The sequence below is a fragment of the Pseudomonas viridiflava genome, assembly GCF_900184295.1.
Taxonomy (GTDB): Bacteria; Pseudomonadota; Gammaproteobacteria; order Pseudomonadales; family Pseudomonadaceae; genus Aquipseudomonas; species Aquipseudomonas viridiflava.
In genome coordinates this window covers 4104209-4124026 of record NZ_LT855380.1, presented here as the reverse complement: position 1 = coordinate 4124026, position 19818 = coordinate 4104209, and the positions used below count along the sequence as shown (strand labels likewise).

Annotated in this window: 17 protein-coding genes; 8 read left to right on the top strand and 9 right to left on the bottom strand. The window is 58.8% G+C overall.

Going from position 1 to position 19818, the window contains the following annotated elements; all coding sequences use genetic code 11:
* Positions 1–58: 58 nt before the first annotated feature.
* The 3 genes from lon to CFBP1590_RS18415 all read left to right on the top strand — a co-directional run bounded on the left by lon (position 59) and on the right by CFBP1590_RS18415 (position 4961).
* Complete coding sequence (lon, locus tag CFBP1590_RS18425) at positions 59–2455, top strand: endopeptidase La (RefSeq protein WP_025995947.1); 2397 nt, start codon at positions 59–61, stop codon at positions 2453–2455.
* A 144-nt stretch (positions 2456–2599) separates the two neighbouring features.
* Positions 2600–2872 (top strand): HU family DNA-binding protein, encoded by a 273-nt coding sequence (locus tag CFBP1590_RS18420; protein ID WP_004883906.1) that lies wholly within the window; start codon positions 2600–2602, stop codon positions 2870–2872.
* Positions 2873–3077: 205 nt separating this feature from the next.
* Positions 3078–4961 carry a SurA N-terminal domain-containing protein gene (locus CFBP1590_RS18415; protein WP_088235691.1) on the top strand — a complete coding sequence of 628 codons (1884 nt, stop codon included), beginning with the start codon at positions 3078–3080 and terminating at the stop codon, positions 4959–4961.
* Positions 4962–5092: 131 nt separating this feature from the next.
* Here CFBP1590_RS18415 and fabI read toward each other — a convergent pair whose 3' ends face one another.
* The 8 genes from fabI to gloB form a co-directional block, all read right to left on the bottom strand.
* Complete coding sequence (gene fabI, locus CFBP1590_RS18410) at positions 5093–5887, bottom strand: enoyl-ACP reductase FabI (RefSeq protein ID WP_024687900.1); 795 nt, start codon at positions 5885–5887, stop codon at positions 5093–5095.
* An 18-nt stretch (positions 5888–5905) separates the two neighbouring features.
* The gene (locus tag CFBP1590_RS18405) at positions 5906–7516 is read right to left on the bottom strand and encodes an ABC transporter ATP-binding protein (protein WP_029241488.1); all 1611 of its coding nucleotides are present in this window, start codon (positions 7514–7516) and stop codon (positions 5906–5908) included.
* Position 7517: 1 nt separating this feature from the next.
* On the bottom strand, positions 7518–8537 hold the full coding sequence (locus tag CFBP1590_RS18400) for an ABC transporter permease (protein ID WP_029241489.1): 1020 nt from the start codon (positions 8535–8537) through the stop codon (positions 7518–7520).
* Position 8538: 1 nt separating this feature from the next.
* Positions 8539–9612, bottom strand: a complete 1074-nt coding sequence (locus tag CFBP1590_RS18395; RefSeq protein ID WP_004883916.1) for a microcin C ABC transporter permease YejB — start codon at positions 9610–9612, stop codon at positions 8539–8541.
* 1 nt (position 9613) lies between these two features.
* Positions 9614–11470 carry an extracellular solute-binding protein gene (locus CFBP1590_RS18390; protein ID WP_004883917.1) on the bottom strand — a complete coding sequence of 619 codons (1857 nt, stop codon included), beginning with the start codon at positions 11468–11470 and terminating at the stop codon, positions 9614–9616.
* Positions 11467–13296, bottom strand: coding sequence for an extracellular solute-binding protein (locus tag CFBP1590_RS18385; protein ID WP_088235690.1), 1830 nt, complete (start codon positions 13294–13296; stop codon positions 11467–11469). Before CFBP1590_RS18385 ends, CFBP1590_RS18390 begins: the two co-directional genes overlap by 4 nt.
* A 187-nt stretch (positions 13297–13483) precedes the next feature.
* Positions 13484–15076 (bottom strand): lytic transglycosylase domain-containing protein, encoded by a 1593-nt coding sequence (locus CFBP1590_RS18380; RefSeq protein ID WP_088235689.1) that lies wholly within the window; start codon positions 15074–15076, stop codon positions 13484–13486.
* 99 nt (positions 15077–15175) lie between these two features.
* Positions 15176–15955, bottom strand: coding sequence for a hydroxyacylglutathione hydrolase (gene gloB / locus CFBP1590_RS18375; RefSeq protein WP_029241492.1), 780 nt, complete (start codon positions 15953–15955; stop codon positions 15176–15178).
* A gap of 81 nt (positions 15956–16036) precedes the next feature.
* Between gloB and CFBP1590_RS18370 the strand changes: the two genes are divergently transcribed.
* From CFBP1590_RS18370 to CFBP1590_RS18355, 4 genes are all read left to right on the top strand, one after another.
* Positions 16037–16795 (top strand): methyltransferase domain-containing protein, encoded by a 759-nt coding sequence (locus tag CFBP1590_RS18370; protein WP_004883925.1) that lies wholly within the window; start codon positions 16037–16039, stop codon positions 16793–16795.
* Between the two features lie 52 nt (positions 16796–16847).
* Entirely contained in the window at positions 16848–17300 is a 453-nt protein-coding gene (gene rnhA / locus CFBP1590_RS18365; RefSeq protein ID WP_004883928.1) for a ribonuclease HI, read from the top strand.
* A gap of 98 nt (positions 17301–17398) precedes the next feature.
* Positions 17399–18178: a DNA polymerase III subunit epsilon gene (gene dnaQ / locus CFBP1590_RS18360; protein ID WP_025994328.1), complete on the top strand. Its 780-nt coding sequence runs from the start codon at positions 17399–17401 to the stop codon at positions 18176–18178.
* A 22-nt stretch (positions 18179–18200) separates the two neighbouring features.
* Positions 18201–18758, top strand: coding sequence for a GNAT family N-acetyltransferase (locus CFBP1590_RS18355; RefSeq protein WP_043302834.1), 558 nt, complete (start codon positions 18201–18203; stop codon positions 18756–18758).
* Between the two features lie 32 nt (positions 18759–18790).
* Here the strand turns inward: CFBP1590_RS18355 and CFBP1590_RS18350 are convergent, their stop codons facing one another.
* Complete coding sequence (locus CFBP1590_RS18350; RefSeq protein WP_004883932.1) at positions 18791–19003, bottom strand: hypothetical protein; 213 nt, start codon at positions 19001–19003, stop codon at positions 18791–18793.
* 212 nt (positions 19004–19215) lie between these two features.
* Here CFBP1590_RS18350 and CFBP1590_RS18345 point away from each other — a divergent pair, with 212 nt between their 5' ends.
* A complete protein-coding gene (locus CFBP1590_RS18345; RefSeq protein ID WP_043302858.1) occupies positions 19216–19776 on the top strand; it encodes an NADPH-dependent FMN reductase in 561 nt (186 codons plus the stop codon).
* Positions 19777–19818: the final 42 nt, after the last annotated feature.

The window sequence follows — 19818 nt, the reverse complement described above, 5'->3', positions numbered from 1 at the left end:
CTTGGCTTCAAGCTAATTCCATCTGTCCCGGCCGTTTGGCCGCTGTAGAGGCGAAATCATGAAGACCACCATCGAATTGCCTCTTTTGCCATTGCGTGATGTCGTGGTTTATCCGCACATGGTTATCCCGCTGTTCGTGGGGCGCGAGAAGTCTATCGAAGCCCTTGAGGCAGCGATGACGGGTGATAAACAGATCCTGTTGCTCGCGCAAAGAAACCCTGCTGACGATGATCCTGATGAGCAGGCTCTTTATAGCGTCGGCACCATTGCAACCGTATTGCAGTTGCTCAAATTGCCCGATGGCACCGTCAAGGTGCTGGTCGAGGGTGAGCAACGTGGTTCTGTCGAGCGTTTCATCGAGGTCGACGGTCATTACCGCGCCGAAGTCGCGCTGATCGACGAAGTAGACGCCCCGGATCGTGAATCCGAAGTCTTTGTCCGCAGCCTGCTGGCTCAGTTCGAGCAGTACGTGCAACTGGGCAAGAAAGTCCCTGCAGAAGTCCTGTCGTCGCTCAACAGCATCGATGAGCCTGGCCGTCTGGTAGACACCATGGCAGCCCATATGGCGCTCAAGATCGAGCAGAAGCAGGACATCCTCGAGATTATCGACCTGTCGGCCCGTGTCGAACACGTGCTGGCGCTGCTGGACGCTGAAATCGACCTGTTGCAGGTCGAGAAGCGCATCCGCGGTCGCGTCAAGAAACAAATGGAGCGCAGCCAGCGCGAGTACTACCTGAATGAGCAGATGAAGGCCATTCAGAAAGAACTGGGTGATGGCGATGAAGGCCACAACGAAATCGAAGAGCTGAAAAAGCGTATCGATGCCGCGGGCCTGCCAAAGGATGCGCTGACCAAGGCCACTGCCGAGCTGAACAAGCTGAAGCAGATGTCGCCGATGTCTGCCGAGGCCACCGTCGTGCGTTCCTACATCGACTGGCTGGTTCAGGTGCCGTGGAAGGCCCAGAGCAAGGTGCGTCTGGATCTGGCCCGTGCCGAAGCCATTCTGGATGCCGACCACTACGGTCTGGATGAGGTCAAGGAGCGCATCCTTGAGTACCTCGCCGTGCAGAAGCGCGTGAAGAAGATTCGCGGTCCTGTGTTGTGCCTGGTAGGTCCACCGGGTGTGGGTAAAACCTCGCTCGCCGAGTCGATTGCCAACGCAACCAATCGCAAGTTCGTGCGTATGGCCCTGGGTGGTGTGCGTGACGAGGCTGAAATTCGTGGTCATCGCCGGACTTATATCGGTTCGATGCCAGGAAGATTGATACAAAAGATGACGAAGGTTGGCGTGCGCAACCCACTGTTCCTTCTCGATGAAATCGACAAGATGGGCAGTGACATGCGTGGCGATCCGGCGTCGGCTTTGCTGGAGGTCCTGGACCCCGAGCAGAACCACAACTTCAACGACCACTACCTTGAGGTCGATTACGACCTGTCGGACGTGATGTTCCTGTGCACCTCGAACTCAATGAACATCCCGCCAGCGCTGCTGGACCGGATGGAAGTCATTCGTTTGCCGGGCTACACCGAAGACGAGAAGATCAACATTGCCGTCAAATACCTCTCGCCGAAGCAGATTCAGGCAAACGGTCTGAAGAAGGGCGAGATCGAATTCGACGAGGAAGCGATCCGCGACATCATCCGTTACTACACCCGTGAAGCGGGCGTGCGCGGGCTGGAACGCCAGATTGCCAAGGTCTGCCGCAAGGCGGTCAAAGAGCATGCACTGGAAAAACGCTTTGCCGTTCACGTCACTGCCGACATGCTCGAGCACTTCCTGGGCGTGCGCAAGTTCCGTTATGGCCTTGCCGAGCAGCAGGATCAGATCGGTCAGGTAACGGGCCTTGCCTGGACTCAGGTAGGCGGTGAGCTGTTGACCATTGAGGCGGCTGTCGTACCCGGCAAGGGTCAGTTGATCAAGACCGGTTCGCTGGGAGATGTGATGGTCGAATCCATCACGGCAGCCCAGACCGTCGTGCGCAGCCGTGCTCGCAGCCTGGGCATTTCTGCGGACTTCCACGAGAAGCACGACACGCATATCCACATGCCTGAGGGTGCTACGCCTAAAGACGGCCCAAGCGCGGGTGTAGGCATGTGCACGGCGCTAGTGTCGGCATTGACCCAGATTCCGGTGCGTGCCGATGTGGCAATGACGGGTGAAATTACCCTGCGGGGTCAGGTGCTTGCCATCGGTGGTCTGAAGGAAAAACTTCTGGCTGCGCACCGTGGTGGAATCAAGACCGTGATCATTCCTGAAGAAAATGTACGCGATTTGAAGGAAATTCCTGACAATATCAAACAGGATCTTCAGATAAAGCCGGTTAAATGGATTGACGAAGTCCTGCAAATTGCGCTGCAATACGCCCCGGAGCCCTTGCCGGATGTGGCTCCTGATCTCGTTGCAAAGGATGAAAAACGCGAGTCTGACTCTAAGGAAAGAATTAGCACGCATTAAGTCTGGCAGGCTTCCTTGACAGCTTTTTAGAGCCCTTGTTATAAAGCGGCTCTTTGAAGCAAGTCCGGCAGGCCTTCCAGCGCTCGTTTTGCTTAACACCTAAAACTTAGAAACATACTCAAAATAGAGATAAGGGGACTTAGAGTGAACAAGTCGGAACTGATTGATGCTATCGCTGCATCTGCTGATATCCCGAAAGCTGCTGCTGGCCGTGCGCTGGACGCAGTGATCGAATCCGTCACTGGCGCTCTGAAGGCTGGCGACTCGGTTGTTTTGGTTGGCTTTGGTACGTTCTCCGTTACAGATCGTCCTGCGCGCACCGGTCGTAATCCTCAGACTGGCAAGACGCTGGAAATCGCTGCTGCTAAGAAACCAGGTTTCAAAGCCGGTAAAGCCCTGAAAGAAGCTGTCAACTAAGCCTCTTTATGCCTTTGCCCGCTGGATCGGTGTTGTTCTGATCCAGTAGCGGAGCGGTGGTGCAGTCGGTTGCAACGCCGAAGGGTTCGAGCCCTTCCGCTCCGTCAGTTACGAGAAGGCGCATCCTCGGATGCGCCTTTCTTCTATCCGCTTTCTACCCACGCTCCGCGGTTGGTTAGTCGGTTCAACCGTTTTGGGGGACGCAATGCTGCAGAACATCAGGGACAATTCACAGGGCTGGATTGCCAAGACAATCATCGGAATCATCGTCGCATTGATGGCCTTCACCGGCATCGAGGCAATGTTTACCGCTACCAGCAACAAGCAGAACGCTGCCGAGGTCAATGGCGAGGACATCTCTCAGAACGAGCTGAGCCAGGCCGTGGACATGCAACGCCGTCAGTTGGCCCAGCAACTCTCTCAACAGCTGGGCAAGGATTTCGATCCTGCAATGCTGGACGAGAAGCTGCTGCGCGAGTCCGCTCTCAAAGGGCTGATCGACCGCAAGCTGCTGCTGCAGGGCGCAGCCGACTCCAAATTCTCCTTTTCCGATGCGGCACTGGATCAGCAGCTTTTGCAGACGCCTGAATTTCAGGTTGATGGCAAATTCAGCGCAGACCGTTTCGATCAGGTGATTCGTCAGCTGGGCTACAGCCGCATGCAATTCCGCCAGATGCTGGGTCAGGAAATGCTCATCGGTCAGGTCCGTGCCGGTGTCGCAGGCAGTGCGTTCGTGACCGACGCTCAGGTCGATGCCTTTGCCCGTCTGGAAAAACAGACCCGTGATTTCGCTTCGTTGACCCTGCCGGCCGATCCTTCGGCAGTCAAAGTCACCGACGACGAGGTCAAGGCTCACTACGACGAGCACGCCAAAGAGTTCATGAGTCCCGAGCAGGTCGTGCTCGACTACATCGAATTGAAGAAGTCTGCCTTCTTCGACAAGGTGCAGGTCAAGGATGAAGACTTGCAGGCGGCCTATCAGAAAGAGATCGCCAACCTCGCCGAGCAGCGTCGCGCTGCACACATCCTGATCGAAGTGAACGACAAGCTCAGCGATGAGCAGGCCAAGGCGAAGATTGAAGAAATTCAGCAGCGTCTGGCCAAGGGTGAGGACTTTGCCGCGCTGGCCAAGGAGTTCTCGCAGGATCCGGGTTCGTCGAGCAAGGGTGGTGATCTGGGCTATGCAGGCAAGGGCGTTTACGACCCTGCATTCGAAGACGCATTGTACGGCTTGAACAAGGACCAGGTTTCGCAACCTGTGCGCACCGACTTCGGCTGGCACCTGATCAAGCTGCTGGGTGTTGAAGCGCCTTCGGTGCCGACCTTCGCGAGCCTGAAAGACAAGCTGACCAACGACCTCAAGTCGCAGCAGGTCGAGCAGAAGTTCGTCGAAGTGACCAAGCAACTGGAAGATTCGGCGTTCGAATCGTCTGATCTGACCCAGCCGGCTCAGGATCTGGGCCTCAAGGTTCAGACTACCGCGCCATTCGGTCGTGAAGGCGGCGAAGGTCTGACGGCCAACCGTGCGGTCATCCAGGCTGCGTTCAGCCCGGAAGTACTGGAAGAAGGTTCCAACAGCAACACGCTGGAGCTGGATCCCGAGACTGTCGTGGTGGTGCGTGCCAAGGAGCATCTGCAACCACAGCAGCTGCCGCTTGAAAGTGTTGCCAGTGCCATTCGTGCCCAGTTGGTCAAGGAGCACGCAAGTGCTGCGGCCAAGGCTAAGGGCGAGGCTCTGCTGGCCGGTCTGCGTGATGGCAAGATCCCGCTGGCGGCGAAGCAGGAAGGCCATGAGTGGAAAGTCATGGAGGCGGTCACCCGCAGTCAGGAAGGTGTCGATCCTGCCGTGCTGCAGGCGCTGTTCCGCATGCCCAAGCCGACTGGCAAGGACAAGCCGGAATACACCAGCCAGACCGCAGCCGATGGCAGCTTTGTGATCGTGCGTCTCAATGGTGTGAATCAGGCGGCTGCACCGACTGACGCGGAAAAGGCGCAATACCGCCGCTTCCTCGCATCGCGTGCCGGTCAGCAGGATTTCGCAGCGTTCCGTGCGCAGCTGGAAAGCAAGGCGAAGATCGAGAAGTTCTAAGCCCGGTGTCATGCAGGGTCATGTCGGAAACGGCCTGACCCTTTGCAGAAGCCAAAAAAGAAGGCCGCTCACTGAGCGGCCTTCTTTTTGTGTCCCGGAAAGTGCCGCTCGCAATGAGCGGCACCCGCCTGTCACTCTTCGATGTTGCCCATCGCGGTGGTGTTGAAGCCGCCGTCGACGTACATGATCTCACCGCTGATACCCGAGGCCAGATCGGAGCACAGGAACGCGCCTGCGTTGCCGACTTCGTCGATGGTCACGTTGCGACGCAGAGGGGTCTGCGCTTCGTTGGCGGCCAGCATCTTGCGGAAGTTCTTGATGCCCGAGGCTGCCAGGGTACGGATCGGACCTGCCGAAACCGCGTTGACGCGCGTGCCTTCAGGACCGAGGCTGCCAGCCAGGTAACGAACACCGGCTTCCAGACTCGCCTTGGCCATGCCCATCACGTTGTAGTTAGGCATGGTGCGCTCTGCGCCCAGGTACGACAGGGTCAGCAGGCTGCCATTGCGGCCTTTCATCATTTCGCGGCCGGCCTTGGCCAGTGCCACGAAGCTGTAGGCGCTGATGTCGTGAGCGATGCGGAAGCCCTCACGGGTGGTGGCTTCGGTGAAGTCGCCATCGAGCTGGTCGCCCGGCGCGAAACCTACCGAGTGGACGATCACGTCCAGGCCGTCCCACTTCTTGCTCAGCTCTTCGAAGACCTTGTTGATCTCTTCGTCGCTGGCCACGTCGCAAGGGAAGCACAGTTCAGGGCCCGAGCCCCAGCCTGCGGCGAACTCTTCGACACGACCCTTGAGTTTGTCGTTCTGGTAGGTGAAAGCAAGCTCTGCACCTTCACGATGCATGGCGGCAGCGATGCCGGATGCGATGGACAGTTTACTGGCGACACCGACGATCAGGACGCGCTTACCGGCGAGAAAACCCATGTGTTGTTCCTCTTCAGGTTAATCGACAGCGACTGGTGCCAAAAAGGCGGCTTCCAGAAGCTGCTGTGTATAAGGATGTTGCGGTGCGGCAAAAATAGCCTGCGCCGCACCCTGTTCGACCACTTGGCCTTGCTTGACCACCATCAGTTGGTGGCTCAGCGCTTTGACGACAGCCAGGTCATGGCTGATGAACAAATAAGTCAGGTTGTACTTGGTTTGCAGCGAGCGAAGCAGCTCGACCACCTGGCGCTGCACTGTCCGGTCGAGCGCCGAAGTCGGCTCATCCAGCAGTATCAGTGCCGGCTTGAGCACCAGGGCCCGGGCAATGGCGATCCTCTGTCGCTGACCACCAGAGAACTCGTGAGGGTAGCGGTGCCGGGTTTCCGGATCCAGACCTACTTCCCTGAGTGCTTCGATGATCGCCGTTTCCTGCTCGGCGGCCGTCCCCATGTTGTGAATGCGCAGGCCTTCGCCAACGATATCACTCACCGACATGCGTGGGCTCAGGCTGCCAAACGGGTCTTGGAACACCACCTGCATCTGTCTGCGCAACGGACGGACCTGTTGCTGCGACAGGGAGTCTAGCGGTTTGCCCCTGAAACGTATGGTGCCTTCGCTACCGATGAGCCTTAGAATCGCCAGGCCCAGCGTCGATTTGCCCGATCCGCTTTCACCCACGATCCCCAGTGTTTGCCCTTCCGGCAGGCTGAAACGGATACCGTCGACCGCCTTGACGTGATCGACGGTGCGCTTGAGCAGGCCTTTCTTGATCGGAAACCAGACTTTCAGGTCTTCGACCTCGAGCAGCGGAGCACCTGCGGGGTTGGTTGAAGGACCGCCGCTGGGCTCTGCGCTGAGCAACACTTTGGTGTACGGGTGCTGCGGTGAACGGAACAGCTCTTCGCACGATGCCTGTTCGACGATGCAACCGCGCTGCATGACACATACTCGGTTGGCTATTTGCCTCACAACGTTCAAATCGTGGCTGATCAGCAGCAGCGCCATGCCCAGCCGCGCCTGCAAATGCTTGAGCAATTCGAGGATTTTCAGCTGCACGGTCACATCAAGCGCGGTGGTCGGCTCGTCGGCAATCAGCAGCTCAGGCTCGTTGGCCAGGGCCATGGCGATCATGACACGCTGGCGCTGGCCGCCTGACAGCTCGTGTGGAAGCGCTTTGAGGCGTTTGCGCGGCTCCGGTATGCCAACCAGATCCAGCAGCTCCAGCGTACGCTCAGTGGCCGCCTTGCCGGTAAGGCCCTTGTGCAGGCCCAAGACTTCGTTGATTTGTTTCTCCACTGAATGCAGCGGGTTCAGCGAGGTCATCGGCTCCTGGAAAATCATGGCGATGCGGTTGCCGCGGATCGAACGCAGTTTTTTTTCTTCGACCTTCAACAGGTCGTCGCCCGCATAACGGATGGTGCCGCTGGGATGGCTGGCGATGGGGTAGGGCAGCAGGCGCAGGATCGAGTGCGCCGTCACGGACTTGCCCGAGCCACTTTCACCGACCAGGGCAAGGGTTTCGCCGCGACGGATATCGAAACTGATGTTCTCGACCACCCGTTGCCGCGAGTCGCCCGTCACGAACTCGACCGCCAGATCGCGGATTTCGATCAGATTGTCATTGTTCATCTTATTTCCTTGGGTCGAAAGCATCGCGGGCGGATTCGCCGATGAACACCAGCAGGCTCAGCATCAGGGCCAGCACCGCAAAGGCGCTGATCCCCAGCCAGGGTGCCTGCAGGTTGGATTTGCCCTGCGCGACCAGTTCGCCCAGCGAAGGCGATCCGGCAGGCAGGCCGAAGCCCAGGAAGTCCAGTGCTGTCAGGGTGCCGATCGCACCCGTGAGAATGAACGGCATGAAGGTCATGGTCGATACCATGGCGTTGGGCAGGATGTGACGGAACATGATCGCGCCATTCTCCATGCCCAGTGCGCGGGCGGCACGCACGTATTCCAGGTTGCGGCCCCGTAGGAACTCTGCACGCACCACGTCCACCAGACCCATCCAGGAGAACAGCAGCATGATGCCCAGCAGCCACCAGAAGTTGGGCTGCACGAAACTGGCCAGAATGATCAGCAGGTAGAGTACCGGCAGCCCGGACCAGACTTCCAGAAACCGCTGGCCCAGCAGATCGACCCAGCCGCCATAGAAGCCCTGCAGCGCACCGGCCACCACCCCAATGATCGAGCTGAGTATGGTCAGGGTCAGGGCGAACAGTACCGAGATTCTGAAACCGTAGATCACCCGTGCCAGCACATCACGGCCCTGGTCGTCAGTGCCCAGCAGGTTTTCCCGCGACGGCGGGGCGGGAGCGGGGACTTTCAAGTCATAGTTGATGCTCTGGTAGCTGAACGGGATCGGCGCCCACAGGGTCCAGCCGTCCTTGGCCGCCAGCAGCTCCTTGATGTAGGGGCTTTTGTAGTTGGCTTCCAGCGGGAACTCACCGCCGAAGGTGGTTTCCGGATAACGCTCCAGCACCGGGAAATACCATTCGCCGTCGTAGCGCACGGCCAGCGGCTTGTCGTTGGCGATCAGTTCGGCGCCAAGGCTCAGGCCGAACAGCAGCAGGAACAGCCACAGGGACCACCAGCCGCGTTTGTTGGCCTTGAAACGTTCGAAGCGGCGGCGATTGAGAGGAGACAGCTTCATATCAATGCTTCCTGCTTTCAAAGTCGATGCGCGGGTCTACCAGCGTATAAGTGATGTCGCCAATCAGCTTCACCACCAGACCCAGCAGGGTGAAAATGAACAGCGTGCCAAACACCACGGGGTAATCGCGGTTGATGGCCGCTTCAAAACTCATCAGGCCCAGACCGTCCAGGGAGAAGATCACTTCCACCAGCAGCGAGCCGGTGAAGAAGATGCCCATGAAGGCGGCCGGGAAACCGGCAATCACCAGTAGCATTGCGTTGCGGAACACATGGCCGTACAGCACCTTGTGATTGCTCAGGCCCTTGGCCTTGGCGGTGGTGACGTACTGTTTGCTGATCTCGTCGAGAAAGCTGTTCTTGGTCAGCAGGGTCATGGTCGCGAAGTTGCCGATCACCAGCGCAGTGACCGGCAGCACCAGATGCCAGAAGTAATCGAGAATCTTGCCCGCCGTGCTCAGCTCCTCGAAGTTGTTCGAGGTCAGCCCGCGCAAGGGGAACCAGTTGAAGTAACTGCCGCCGGAAAACACCACGATCAACAGAATCGCGAACAGGAAGGCCGGTATCGCGTAGCCGACGATGATTGCCGAGCTGGTCCAGACGTCGAAGTGGCTGCCGTGGCGGGTTGCCTTGGCGATACCCAGCGGGATCGACACCAGATACATGATCAGGGTGCTCCATAGCCCGAGGGAAATGGACACCGGCATCTTCTCGACGATCAGGTCGATCACCTTGGCGTCCCTGAAGAAGCTGTCACCGAAATCCAGCGTGGTGTAGTTCTTGATCATGATCCACAGGCGTTCCGGTGCAGACTTGTCGAAGCCGTACATGCGCTCGATTTCCTTGACCAGCGCCGGATCCAGACCCTGCGCGCCCCGGTAGTTCGAACCCGCTACCGAAACCTCCGCGCCACCGCCGGCAATGCGGCTGGTGGCACCGTCGAAGCCTTCGATCTTGGCGATCATCTGCTCCACAGGTCCGCCGGGCGCGGCCTGAATGATGATGAAGTTGATGATCAGGATCCCGAACAGGGTCGGAATGATCAGCAGCAGCCTTCGCAGAATATAGGCCAGCATGTTATTGCTCCGTGCTCGCGGGGGCGGTCTGGTCAGGGGGGGATGAGGCTGGAACTGCCGGTTGTGCATCCGGCTTGGCCCACCACGTCATCAGGCCGATATCCGACAAGGCTTTGGCTTTCGGGTGGTCAAGGTGATTCCAGTAGGCGACGCGCCAGGTCTTGATGTGCCAGTTGGGCACAACGTAGAACCCCCACAGCAATACTCTGTCCAGCGCCTTGGTGTAAGTGATCAGGCTTTGTCTGGAATCGGCGTTGATCAGACCGCTTACCAGAGTGTCGATTGCCGGATCCTTGAGGCCTATGACATTTCGGCTGCCAGGGTTGTCAGCGCTGGACGAGTCGAAGTACACCCGCTGCTCGTTACCGGGTGAACTGGACTGCGGAAAGCTGCTGACGATCATGTCGTAGTCACGTGAACGCAGGCGGTTGATGTATTGCGACACGTCGGCGCGGCGGATCACCAGTTCGATACCTAGATCGCTCAGGTTGCGTTTGTAGGGCAGCAGAATGCGTTCGAACTCGGTCTGTGCGATCAGGAACTCCAGTTTGACCGGGTTACCCTGAGTGTCGACCATCTTGTCATCAACGATTTTCCAGCCAGCTTCCTGCAGCAGTTGAAAGGCGCGACGCTGCTGCGGACGGATCATGCCGCTGCCATCGGTGACCGGCAGCGTGAACGCTTCGGTGAACACCCGGTCCGGAATCTTGCCGCGCAGGGGCTCCAGAATTTTCAACTCTTCGGGGGAGGGTAGCCCGCTGGAGGCCATTTCCGAATTGTCGAAATAGCTCTTCGTGCGGCTGTAGGAGCCGTTGAACAATTGCTTGTTGGTCCATTCGAAATCCAGCAACAGCGTCAATGCCTCGCGCACGCGAGCGTCCTGAAACACCGGTTTGCGCAGGTTGAGCACGAAGCCCTGCATGCCGGTCGGGTTGCCGTTCGGAAGTTCTTCCTGGATGAGTCGTCCAGCCTTGACCGCAGGTGTGTTGTACGCCGTGGCCCAGTTCTTGGCGCTGGTTTCTATCCAGTAATCGAATTGGCCGGCTTTACCCGCTTCCAGCGCCACGGTGTTGTCGCGATAGTAATCGGTGGTCAACACGTCGAAGTTGTAAAAGCCCTTGTTTATCGGCAGGTCCTTGGCCCAGTAGTCCTTGACTCGCTCGTAGCGCACTGAACGCCCGGCTTTTACATCGACGACCTTATAGGGCCCGCTGCCCAGCGGGAAATCCAGATTGCCCTTGCTGAAATCCCGTGTGGCCCAGAAATGCTTGGGCAATACCGGTAGTTGTCCAAGGATCAGCGGCATCTCGCGGCTGCCCTTGTGCTTGAACTTGAACAGTACGCGCAGCGGGTCTTCAACGACGACCTGGTCGACATCGGCGTAGTAGCCTTTGTACATGGGCGAGCCATGCTCCATCAGTGTCTTGAAGCTGAACTCCACGTCTTCGGCACGGACAGGGTGACCGTCGTGGAAGCGTGCCTCGGGACGCAGATAGAAACGCACCCAGCTGTTGTCGGGAGCCTTCTCGATCTTGCCAGCGATCAGTCCGTATTCACTGAACGGCTCGTCAAGGCTGGCGCGGGCCAGGGTGTCGTAGATCAGACCGATATCATCTGCAGGCACCCCCTTGTTGATGAACGGGTTCAGGCTGTCAAACCCGCCGAAACCGGCTTGGCGGAGCGTGCCACCTTTCGGGGCATCCGGGTTCACATAGTCGAAGTGTTTGAAATCGGCTGGATATTTGGGCGCTTCGTCGTACAGCGTCACGGCGTGCTGAGGCGCAGCCTGTACCGAGCAGGCTAGGCTTGCCAACAGCAGAGCGGCTGTTCGCAGGCGCAGGGAATGCAAAGGGTTCATCGGGGCTTCTCCAGAGACTTGAGCCACCACGCACGCAGCCCCAGGGTGTAGGGCGGGGTGGTGACCATGGCGAATCGATTGCGATACGCAAGGCGATGATTGTTCAGGTACCAGTTCGGAATGCTGTAGTGCTGGGACAGCAGGACGCGATCCAGCGCGCGGGCGGTGGCCACCTGATCATCGCGGGTCTGGGCGGCCAGCAGTTTGTTGAGCAGAGCATCGACCACCGGGTTGGCGACACCTGCGTAGTTCTTGCTGCCGTGGATGGACGCCTGGCTCGAATGAAAGTACTGCCACTGCTCCAGGCCTGGGCTGAGCGTCTGCTGCAGGGTCATGAGGATCATGTCGAAGTCGAAGCGATCCAGGCGCTGCTTGTACTGTGCGCGGTCCACGGTGCGTAGGCCCGCATTGATGCCCAGGCGGCGCAGGTCTTCGATGTAGGGCAGCAGAATGCGTTCCAGACTGGGATTGACCAGCAGGATCTCGAAACGCAGCGGCTGGTTGTCGGCGTTGAGCAGGCCCCTGTCGGTGAGCTTCCAGCCTGCGCTGCCCAGCAGGCTCAATGCCTTGCGAAGGGTTTCACGCGGGATGCCGCCGCCATCGGTTTTCGAGGGCATGAATGGTTGAGTAAAGAGGCTGGGCGGCAGTTGGTCCCGATAGGGCGCCAGCGCAAGCCACTCACCACCTGTTGGCAGCCCGGTCGCGGAAAACTCACTGTTCGGGTAGTAGCTGGTCGAACGGGCGTAGGCATCGCTGAATAGGGTACGGTTGGTCCATTCGAAGTTGAACAGCAGCCCCAGCGCTTCCCGAACCCGGACATCGGCGAACGCCGCGCGGCGAGTGTTCATGAACAACCCCTGGGTCTGGGTCGGGATCCGGTGCGGTATCTGCGCCTTGATCACGTCCCCGTTGACAACCGCCGGAAAGTTGTAGCCGTTGGCCCAGTTTTTCGCCTGATGCTCGATATAGATATCGAACTCGCCGCCCTTGAACGCCTCGAAGGCCACATCGTTGTCGCGGTAGAACTCCACTTCAACGCGGTCGAAATTGTACTTGCCGCGGTTGACCGGCAGGTCCTTGCCCCAGTAATCCTTGACCCGTTCGAAGATCAACTGGCGCCCCGGTTGCACACGAGTGATGCGATAGGGGCCGCTGCCCAGTGGCGGCTCGAAGGTGGTGGCCTTGAAGTCCCGGTCCTTCCAGTAATGCTGTGGCAGTACCGGCAGTTCACCCAGACGCAGGATCAGCAGCGGATTACCGGCCCGTTTGAACACGAAGCGGATGCGGTGCCGGTCGAGAATGTCGACGCGCTGCACTTCCTGCAGGGCGGTGCGGTATTGAGGGTGACCGTCCTTGAGCAGCGTGCGGTACGAGAACGCCACGTCGTAGGCAGTGATCGGCTTGCCATCGTGAAAGCGCGCCTGAGGGCGGATGTTGAACACCACCCAACTGCGGTCTTCGCTGTATTCGACAGACTGTGCAATCAGGCCGTAACTGGAGGTCGGCTCATCGCCGGAAGGGTCGTACTGACCGGTGCCGACCATCAGCGTCTCGTTGAGCTCGTTGACGCCGTATTGCAGGAAGTTGCCGGTCGATACCGGACTGGTGCCTTTGAAGGTGTAGGGGTTGAGCGTGTCGAACGTGCCGAAGGCCATCATTCTCAGGGTGCCACCCTTCGGCGCCTCGGGATTGACCCAGTCGAAGTGAGTGAAGCTTGCCGGGTACTTGAGGACGCCAAACTGCGCATAACCGTGACTTTCGGTAATGGCTGCATTGGCGCAGAAGCTCAAGGCCAGACTGACGATTAGCAGGAAGGGACGTATCACGATCCAGGCGACTTGGGCTTTCGGGTCGCTAACAGTAACAGCTTGTCCCGACAGGAAAAAGACTGGAGAAGAGCGCATGACTGGAGAACAACAGGGTGCAGGCGTTCAGGTCAATTTCGGGCGGTAATACGGAGGCTTTCCTGGACCATGCCAATGCAGGGCATCGGCATGATCCGGAGCAGTTCCATTAGTGTGGCAGATAGACCGTGAGGGTCTGGCCGGGCTTGAGTGCCTGGCCGGTACGCGGGTTCCAGCGCTTGAGATGTTGCATCTCGACGTTGAAGCGCTTGGCGACCAGATACATCGAGTCACCTTTCTGGATCTTGTACTGCATGGATTTCTTTTCGCCATCCTTGCTGCTGGCGCTGGCAACGGCCTTGCTGCTGGTTTTGCTGTTGTCCTGCATCACCAGAGTCTGACCGATCTTGAGCTTGTGACCGGACAACTTGTTCCAGCGCTGCAAATCCTCCACGTCGACCTTGTTGGCCTGTGCGATGGTGGTCAGGTTGTCGCCGTTCCTCACTTTGTAGGTGCGGCTGCGAACAGGCTTCTCACTGCTGGCCAGTGCTTCGAACACCGGCTGCGAGGTGTTCAGGCCCGGCTTGACCGGAATGCTCAACGACTGGCCGGCTTTCAGGCGATTGCCCGCCAGCTTGTTGTTGCTCTTGATCGAACTGACGGTGACCTGATAACGGCTTGCGAGGCTTTCAAGCGTGTCGCCCCGGCGAACGCGGTAAGGCTGCCAGGCGACCAGTTCTTCCTGCTTCATGGTCGACAGGCTGGCGGTCAACAGCTGCGCCTTGGACGTCGGCACCAGCAGATGCTGGGGGCCGTCGATGGTCAGGCGCTTCTTGAAAGCAGGGTTGAGCTGGATAAGCTCGTCTTCATCGATATCGGCGGCGCTCGCCACCTTGGACAGGTCGACGCGCTTGTTGAGCTCGACGACTTCGAAGTAGGGTTCGTTGGCAATCGGGTTCAGATTGACGCCATAAGCTTCCGGCGACAGCACCACCTGTGACAGCGCCAGCAACTTGGGCACGTAATCACGGGTTTCCTGCGGCAGCGGCAGGTTCCAGTAGTCAGTCGGCAGGTTGAGCTTGTCGTTACGTTCGATGGCGCGGCTGACCGTGCCTTCTCCGGCGTTATAGGCCGCGAGCGCCAGCAGCCAGTCACCGTTGAACATGTCGTGCAGACGTGTCAGATAATCCAGTGCAGCAACGGTCGACGCTTGAATGTCGCGGCGTCCGTCGTAGAAATTGGTCTGACGCAGATTGAAGTAGCGCCCCGTCGACGGAATGAACTGCCAGAGGCCTACGGCCTGGCTGCGCGAGACGGCCATCGGGTTGTAGGCGCTTTCGATCACGGGAAGCAGGGCCAGTTCGAGCGGCATGTTTCGCTCTTCCAGACGCTCGACGATGTAATGCATGTAAAGACTGCCGCGCTCGCCAGCGTTTTCCAGAAAGGAAGGGTTGTTGGCGAACCAGAGGCGTTGCTGATCGATGCGAGGGTTCTGATCGTTACCCTGCTGCAACTGGAAACCCTGACGCATACGCTCCCAGACATCCTGAGGCGGTGCCTGCGGGGTGGCAGTCTTGTTGGTCAGAAAGATGGGTTTTTGCTTGATGCCGGTGGCCAGATTCGGCGCGCGGTATGAGCTGGAAGAATCGACGTGGGCTGTGCTCTGACAGCCGACCAGAAGCGCACTCGCTGCTACAGCCACGGCCTGGGCCAACCGAGTCAATGCGTCCGAATTTACAGGCTTGCTAATAGATGACGACATTGTTCGGGGGGTACATCCAGACGAAAATGTCGGGCGATTCTAGAAAGCGTGCTGCCGCTGGTCAACCTTTCAGAATTTTATTGCGATTTGACGGTCGCTTCAGAACTTGTCTTTCCATGCCCTCAAGCGGGCAAAGACCGCACTCTGCGAGGTGTTTTCCACGCCGGCCCGTTCGTCCGCTTTTTCTTTAACGGATGTTTCATGGGTACGCAGGAAGGGGTTGGTGCGTCGTTCAAGCGCCAGATTGGAAGGCAGGGTGATACGATTTTTCTCACGCAACTGAATGACCTCGGCAAGACGCTCGGCGATATCCTTGTTGTCGGGCTCGACGGCCTGAGCGAACTTGAGGTTGCTCAGTGTGTACTCGTGGGCGCAATAGATCAGGGTGCTGTCCGGCAGGGCGGCCAGTCGGCCGAGCGATGTATGCATCTGCTCCGGTGTGCCTTCAAACAACCGGCCGCAGCCTGCTGCAAACAGGGTGTCGCCGCAGAACAGCAGCGGCCGGGTGGCGTCATCGTGGTAGAAGGCTATATGGCCGAGGGTATGTCCTGGAACTGCGTGAACGGTGAAGTCCAGACCCAGCACTGTAATGACGTCATGGTCGACAAGCGCAACGTCGCGCGCAGGAATGGTTTCCGCCTGCGGCCCCGACACCGTGGCATCCGTCACTTGCTTTAGCTGCGCGACACCGCCTACGTGATCGTTGTGGTGATGCGTGATCAGGATATCGGTGAGCTGATGATCCGGGTGATCGTTCAGCCAGGCCAGCACCGGGGCTGCGTCTCCCGGATCGACCACGGCGCAGCGTTTGGCCGAAAGGTCTTGTAACAACCAGATGTAGTTGTCATTGAAAGCGGGAAGGGCATGGATCTGTATCATGGCGCAGTTCGCATCGCAGGGAACAATCGTGCATCTTAGAGTCTGTTGCCGTTGTATGCGAGCACCTCTGGAGGAGAACTCATGACCGATGAAGCGTTCGCTCAGGCTGATCCTGAGTGGCTTGCCCTGATCAGCGCCGCTCGCCAATGGCTGTCCGGCCCGCTGGGCCAGCTTCTGCTCGAAGAGGAGCGCCGGGTTCTGGAAGAGGAGCTCGGCCGCTACTTTGGCGGCTATCTTGTGCATTACGGACCGTCGGCCGAAACCCCGCCGGTGGCGCATCAGGTGCAGCGCAATGTGCGGCTCGGCGCGCCATTGCCGGGGGTCGAAATCGTCTGTGAAGAACAGGCTTGGCCGTTGAGCGAGCACGCCGCCGACGTGGTGGTGCTGCAACATGGTCTGGATTTCTGCCTGTCGCCCCATGGCCTGCTGCGTGAAGCTGCCAGCAGCGTCCGGCCGGGTGGGCACTTGCTGATCATTGGCATCAATCCCTGGAGCGCCTGGGGCGTGCGCCATGTTTTTGCCCGCGATGCTTTGCGCAAGGCCCGTTGCATCTCGCCTTCACGCGTTGCCGACTGGCTCAACCTGCTGGGCTTCGCGCTGGAGAAACGCCGCTTCGGATGCTATCGTCCGCCCCTTGCTTCGGCGGCGTGGCAGGCACGGCTTCTAGGGCTGGAAAACCTTGGCGAAGGGCGACAGAGCCCCGGCGGCGGCTTCTATCTTCTGGTCGCACGCAAGCTGGTAGTGGGCCTCAGGCCATTGCGCCAGGTGCGTCGCGAACCGATGGGCAAGCTGATTCCGCTGCCCATGGCCAAGGTCAGCCGCACCACTCAGGACTCCTGAGTCCAGACCTGCCCACGCCCGCCATGAAGCCCATCATTCTGGAAAGGTTGTAATGAGCGATAGCGTAGAACTCTTCACTGACGGCGCCTGCAAAGGCAACCCCGGCCCCGGCGGCTGGGGCGCACTGCTGGTCTGCAAGGGCGTCGAAAAAGAGCTGTGGGGCGGCGAAGCCAACACCACCAACAACCGCATGGAACTGACCGGCGCCATCCGCGGCCTCGAAGAGCTCAAGCGTCCCTGCGAAGTCACGCTGGTCACCGACTCGCAATACGTGATGAAAGGCATCACCGAGTGGATGGTCAACTGGAAGAAACGCGGCTGGAAAACCGCAGCCAAGGAACCGGTCAAGAACGCCGATCTCTGGCAGCAACTGGACGAACAGGTCAGCCGACACACCGTGAAATGGCAATGGGTACGCGGTCATATCGGCCATCCCGGCAACGAACGTGCCGACCAGTTGGCCAACCGTGGCGTCGACGAGGTGCGTGGCATCAAGCACGGCTAGACTGACATCGTCCTGTCTGCCGCAGGGTGAGGCAGGGGAACAGGCTGGCAAGGGCTGCAACATGCTAATATCGCGGCCTGCAAACGAGGCATCAGTTCATGGCATTGCAAAACACAGACAACAGATCGATCGTACTCGACACCGAAACCACTGGTATGCCGGTGACCGACGGGCACCGCATCATCGAGATCGGTTGCGTCGAGCTGATCGGCCGTCGCCTGACCGGGCGGCATTTTCACGTTTACCTGCAACCTGATCGCGAGAGTGATGAAGGCGCCATCGGCGTGCACGGTATCACCAACGAATTTCTGGTCGGCAAGCCGCGCTTTGCCGAAGTCGCCGATGAATTCTTCGAGTTCATCAAGGGCGCTCAGCTGATCATCCACAACGCGGCGTTCGACGTTGGCTTCATCAACAACGAATTTGCGTTGATGGGCGCTCACGACAAGACCGACATCACCCAGCACTGTACGGTGCTCGACACCCTGATGATGGCCCGCGAGCGGCATCCGGGGCAGCGCAACAGCCTTGATGCACTCTGCAAGCGCTACGGCGTCGACAACTCGGGTCGTGAACTGCACGGCGCCTTGCTCGACTCCGAGATTCTGGCTGACGTCTATCTGGCAATGACCGGCGGACAGACCAGTCTGTCGCTGGCGGGCAATGCGTCCGATGGCAATGGTTCGGATGGCGGGTCGAGCAATCGTGGCAGCGAAATCCGCCGCCTGCCTGCCGATCGCACCCCGTGCCGAATCATTCATGCCAGCGAAAGTGAACTGGCCGAGCATGAAGTGCGTATGTCTACGATCGCCAAGGCATCCGGCGCGCCTGCGCTGTGGGTGCAACTGCTGGAGGCCCAGGCGCAGGCTTCATCCTGACAGCAACCGGCAAAGTGGTGACATGACTGTGGCAAACCCTGCTCTGAGTATCCGCGTCGCGGACGAGTGCTTCGAGGATTACATCCTCAACAGCGAATTCACGTTTACCGTTCGCGGTTACGCAACGCCGAAGGTCGGGGAAAGCGTCGAGTCCTGGCAGGTGGAGCCGGTAGAGCCTTACCGCAAGAATTACGGCATCGACTCACAGGAGTTCTGTGATTACCGGGATTCTGCCGGCAGCTCGGTGCTGGTTGCCTGGCTGGATGGTCGCGCCGTCGGGCACATGGTGCTCAGTACCCATTGGAGCGGCTACGCCTATGTCGATGAGTTGGCCGTCGACGAGTCGGCGCGACGTCATGGCGTCGCACGGTCACTGCTGGACGTCGCCCAGTTCTGGAGTCGCAAGCGCAACCTTCCCGGCATCATGCTGGAAACCCAGAACAACAATCTGGCGGCCTGCAAGCTGTATGAGCAGTGTGGATTCGTGGTCGGCGGTGTGGACCACATGCGCTACAGGGGCATCGATCCGCAGACCCGCGAATCGGCGATCTTCTGGTACTTGATCTTCCCCCAGCCCTGATTCGCGCATGAACAGGGCCTGATGGTCGGGGTTTACTTCGGCAGGCGGGTCATTTTCACGCCGGACTGCACCAGCTCGAAATCGTCCCCGCCCAGATGCTTGACGCGGTCACCGATAGCCAGGCGATAAGTGATCACGGGCTGACCCTGAGCCTCATCGGGCTGCGACTCATGAAATTCATGCACGGGATAAACGCGACCTTCCGCATCTCTGGCATGAAATTGTCCGACGAGAACTGAAGCCATTTGCTTTGAAACCTCTGAAACTGAATATAACTGCTGGTTTACGAATTCATCGAGGGGTGTAGACCACTGATTTATAGGGGAGTTTGCCGCCTGCAAAAAAATAGTCGGCGCTTGTGTCTGCCGGGGCAGGGAATGAAAGCGCCTTCGGTTCGTCTAAACCCCTTGCGTGATCTATACCTTACCCTTTCATGAATCAGATGACGGATATTTCCATGAGCCAGATTCATTCCATTGCCGTATTGGTCGGCAGTCTACGCAAAGCGTCCATCAACCGTAAGATCGCCCTTGCTTTGGCGGAGTTGGCCCCTGCGAATTTAAAGCTGAATATCGTCGAAATTGGTGATCTGCCGTTGTATAACGAAGACATCGATGGCGAATCTGCTCCGCCTGCCTACACCACGTTTCGCGAGCAACTCGCGGCCGCTGACGGGTTTCTTTTCGTGACGCCCGAGTACAACCGCTCGGTGCCAGGTGCTCTGAAAAACGCTATCGATGTAGGCTCGCGCCCTTACGGCAAAAGTGCGTTCAGCGGTAAGCCGGGTGCGGTCATCAGTGCGTCCCCCGGCGCGATCGGCGGCTTTGCTGCAAACCATCACTTGCGCCAGTCACTGGTATTTCTGGATGTGCCTTGCCTGCAGCAGCCGGAAGCCTATCTGGGCAATGCCGGCACATTTTTCGATGAGGCCGGTACGCTGTCCGAAAAGACACGACCCTTTCTGCAGAGCTTCATCAACGCGTTCGCCGCCTGGGTTGAAAAGAATCACAAGGCCTGAGTGCCGAGCGCTGACAGGTCCCAGGTCAGGCGAGCTGACGAA

What these genes read in the sequence shown, in the direction of transcription:
- CFBP1590_RS18405 (WP_029241488.1), bottom strand. Translation starts at nt 7,516, where the DNA reads ATGAACAATGACAATCTGATCGAAATCCGCGATCTGGCGGTCGAGTTC.
- rnhA (WP_004883928.1), top strand. Translation starts at nt 16,848, where the DNA reads ATGAGCGATAGCGTAGAACTCTTCACTGACGGCGCCTGCAAAGGCAAC.
- CFBP1590_RS18395 (WP_004883916.1), bottom strand. Translation starts at nt 9,612, where the DNA reads ATGCTGGCCTATATTCTGCGAAGGCTGCTGCTGATCATTCCGACCCTG.
- lon (WP_025995947.1), top strand. Translation starts at nt 59, where the DNA reads ATGAAGACCACCATCGAATTGCCTCTTTTGCCATTGCGTGATGTCGTG.
- CFBP1590_RS18350 (WP_004883932.1), bottom strand. Translation starts at nt 19,003, where the DNA reads ATGGCTTCAGTTCTCGTCGGACAATTTCATGCCAGAGATGCGGAAGGT.
- CFBP1590_RS18400 (WP_029241489.1), bottom strand. Translation starts at nt 8,537, where the DNA reads ATGAAGCTGTCTCCTCTCAATCGCCGCCGCTTCGAACGTTTCAAGGCC.
- dnaQ (WP_025994328.1), top strand. Translation starts at nt 17,399, where the DNA reads ATGGCATTGCAAAACACAGACAACAGATCGATCGTACTCGACACCGAA.
- CFBP1590_RS18415 (WP_088235691.1), top strand. Translation starts at nt 3,078, where the DNA reads ATGCTGCAGAACATCAGGGACAATTCACAGGGCTGGATTGCCAAGACA.
- CFBP1590_RS18380 (WP_088235689.1), bottom strand. Translation starts at nt 15,076, where the DNA reads ATGTCGTCATCTATTAGCAAGCCTGTAAATTCGGACGCATTGACTCGG.
- CFBP1590_RS18370 (WP_004883925.1), top strand. Translation starts at nt 16,037, where the DNA reads ATGACCGATGAAGCGTTCGCTCAGGCTGATCCTGAGTGGCTTGCCCTG.
- fabI (WP_024687900.1), bottom strand. Translation starts at nt 5,887, where the DNA reads ATGGGTTTTCTCGCCGGTAAGCGCGTCCTGATCGTCGGTGTCGCCAGT.
- CFBP1590_RS18390 (WP_004883917.1), bottom strand. Translation starts at nt 11,470, where the DNA reads ATGAACCCTTTGCATTCCCTGCGCCTGCGAACAGCCGCTCTGCTGTTG.
- CFBP1590_RS18355 (WP_043302834.1), top strand. Translation starts at nt 18,201, where the DNA reads ATGACTGTGGCAAACCCTGCTCTGAGTATCCGCGTCGCGGACGAGTGC.
- CFBP1590_RS18345 (WP_043302858.1), top strand. Translation starts at nt 19,216, where the DNA reads ATGAGCCAGATTCATTCCATTGCCGTATTGGTCGGCAGTCTACGCAAA.
- gloB (WP_029241492.1), bottom strand. Translation starts at nt 15,955, where the DNA reads ATGATACAGATCCATGCCCTTCCCGCTTTCAATGACAACTACATCTGG.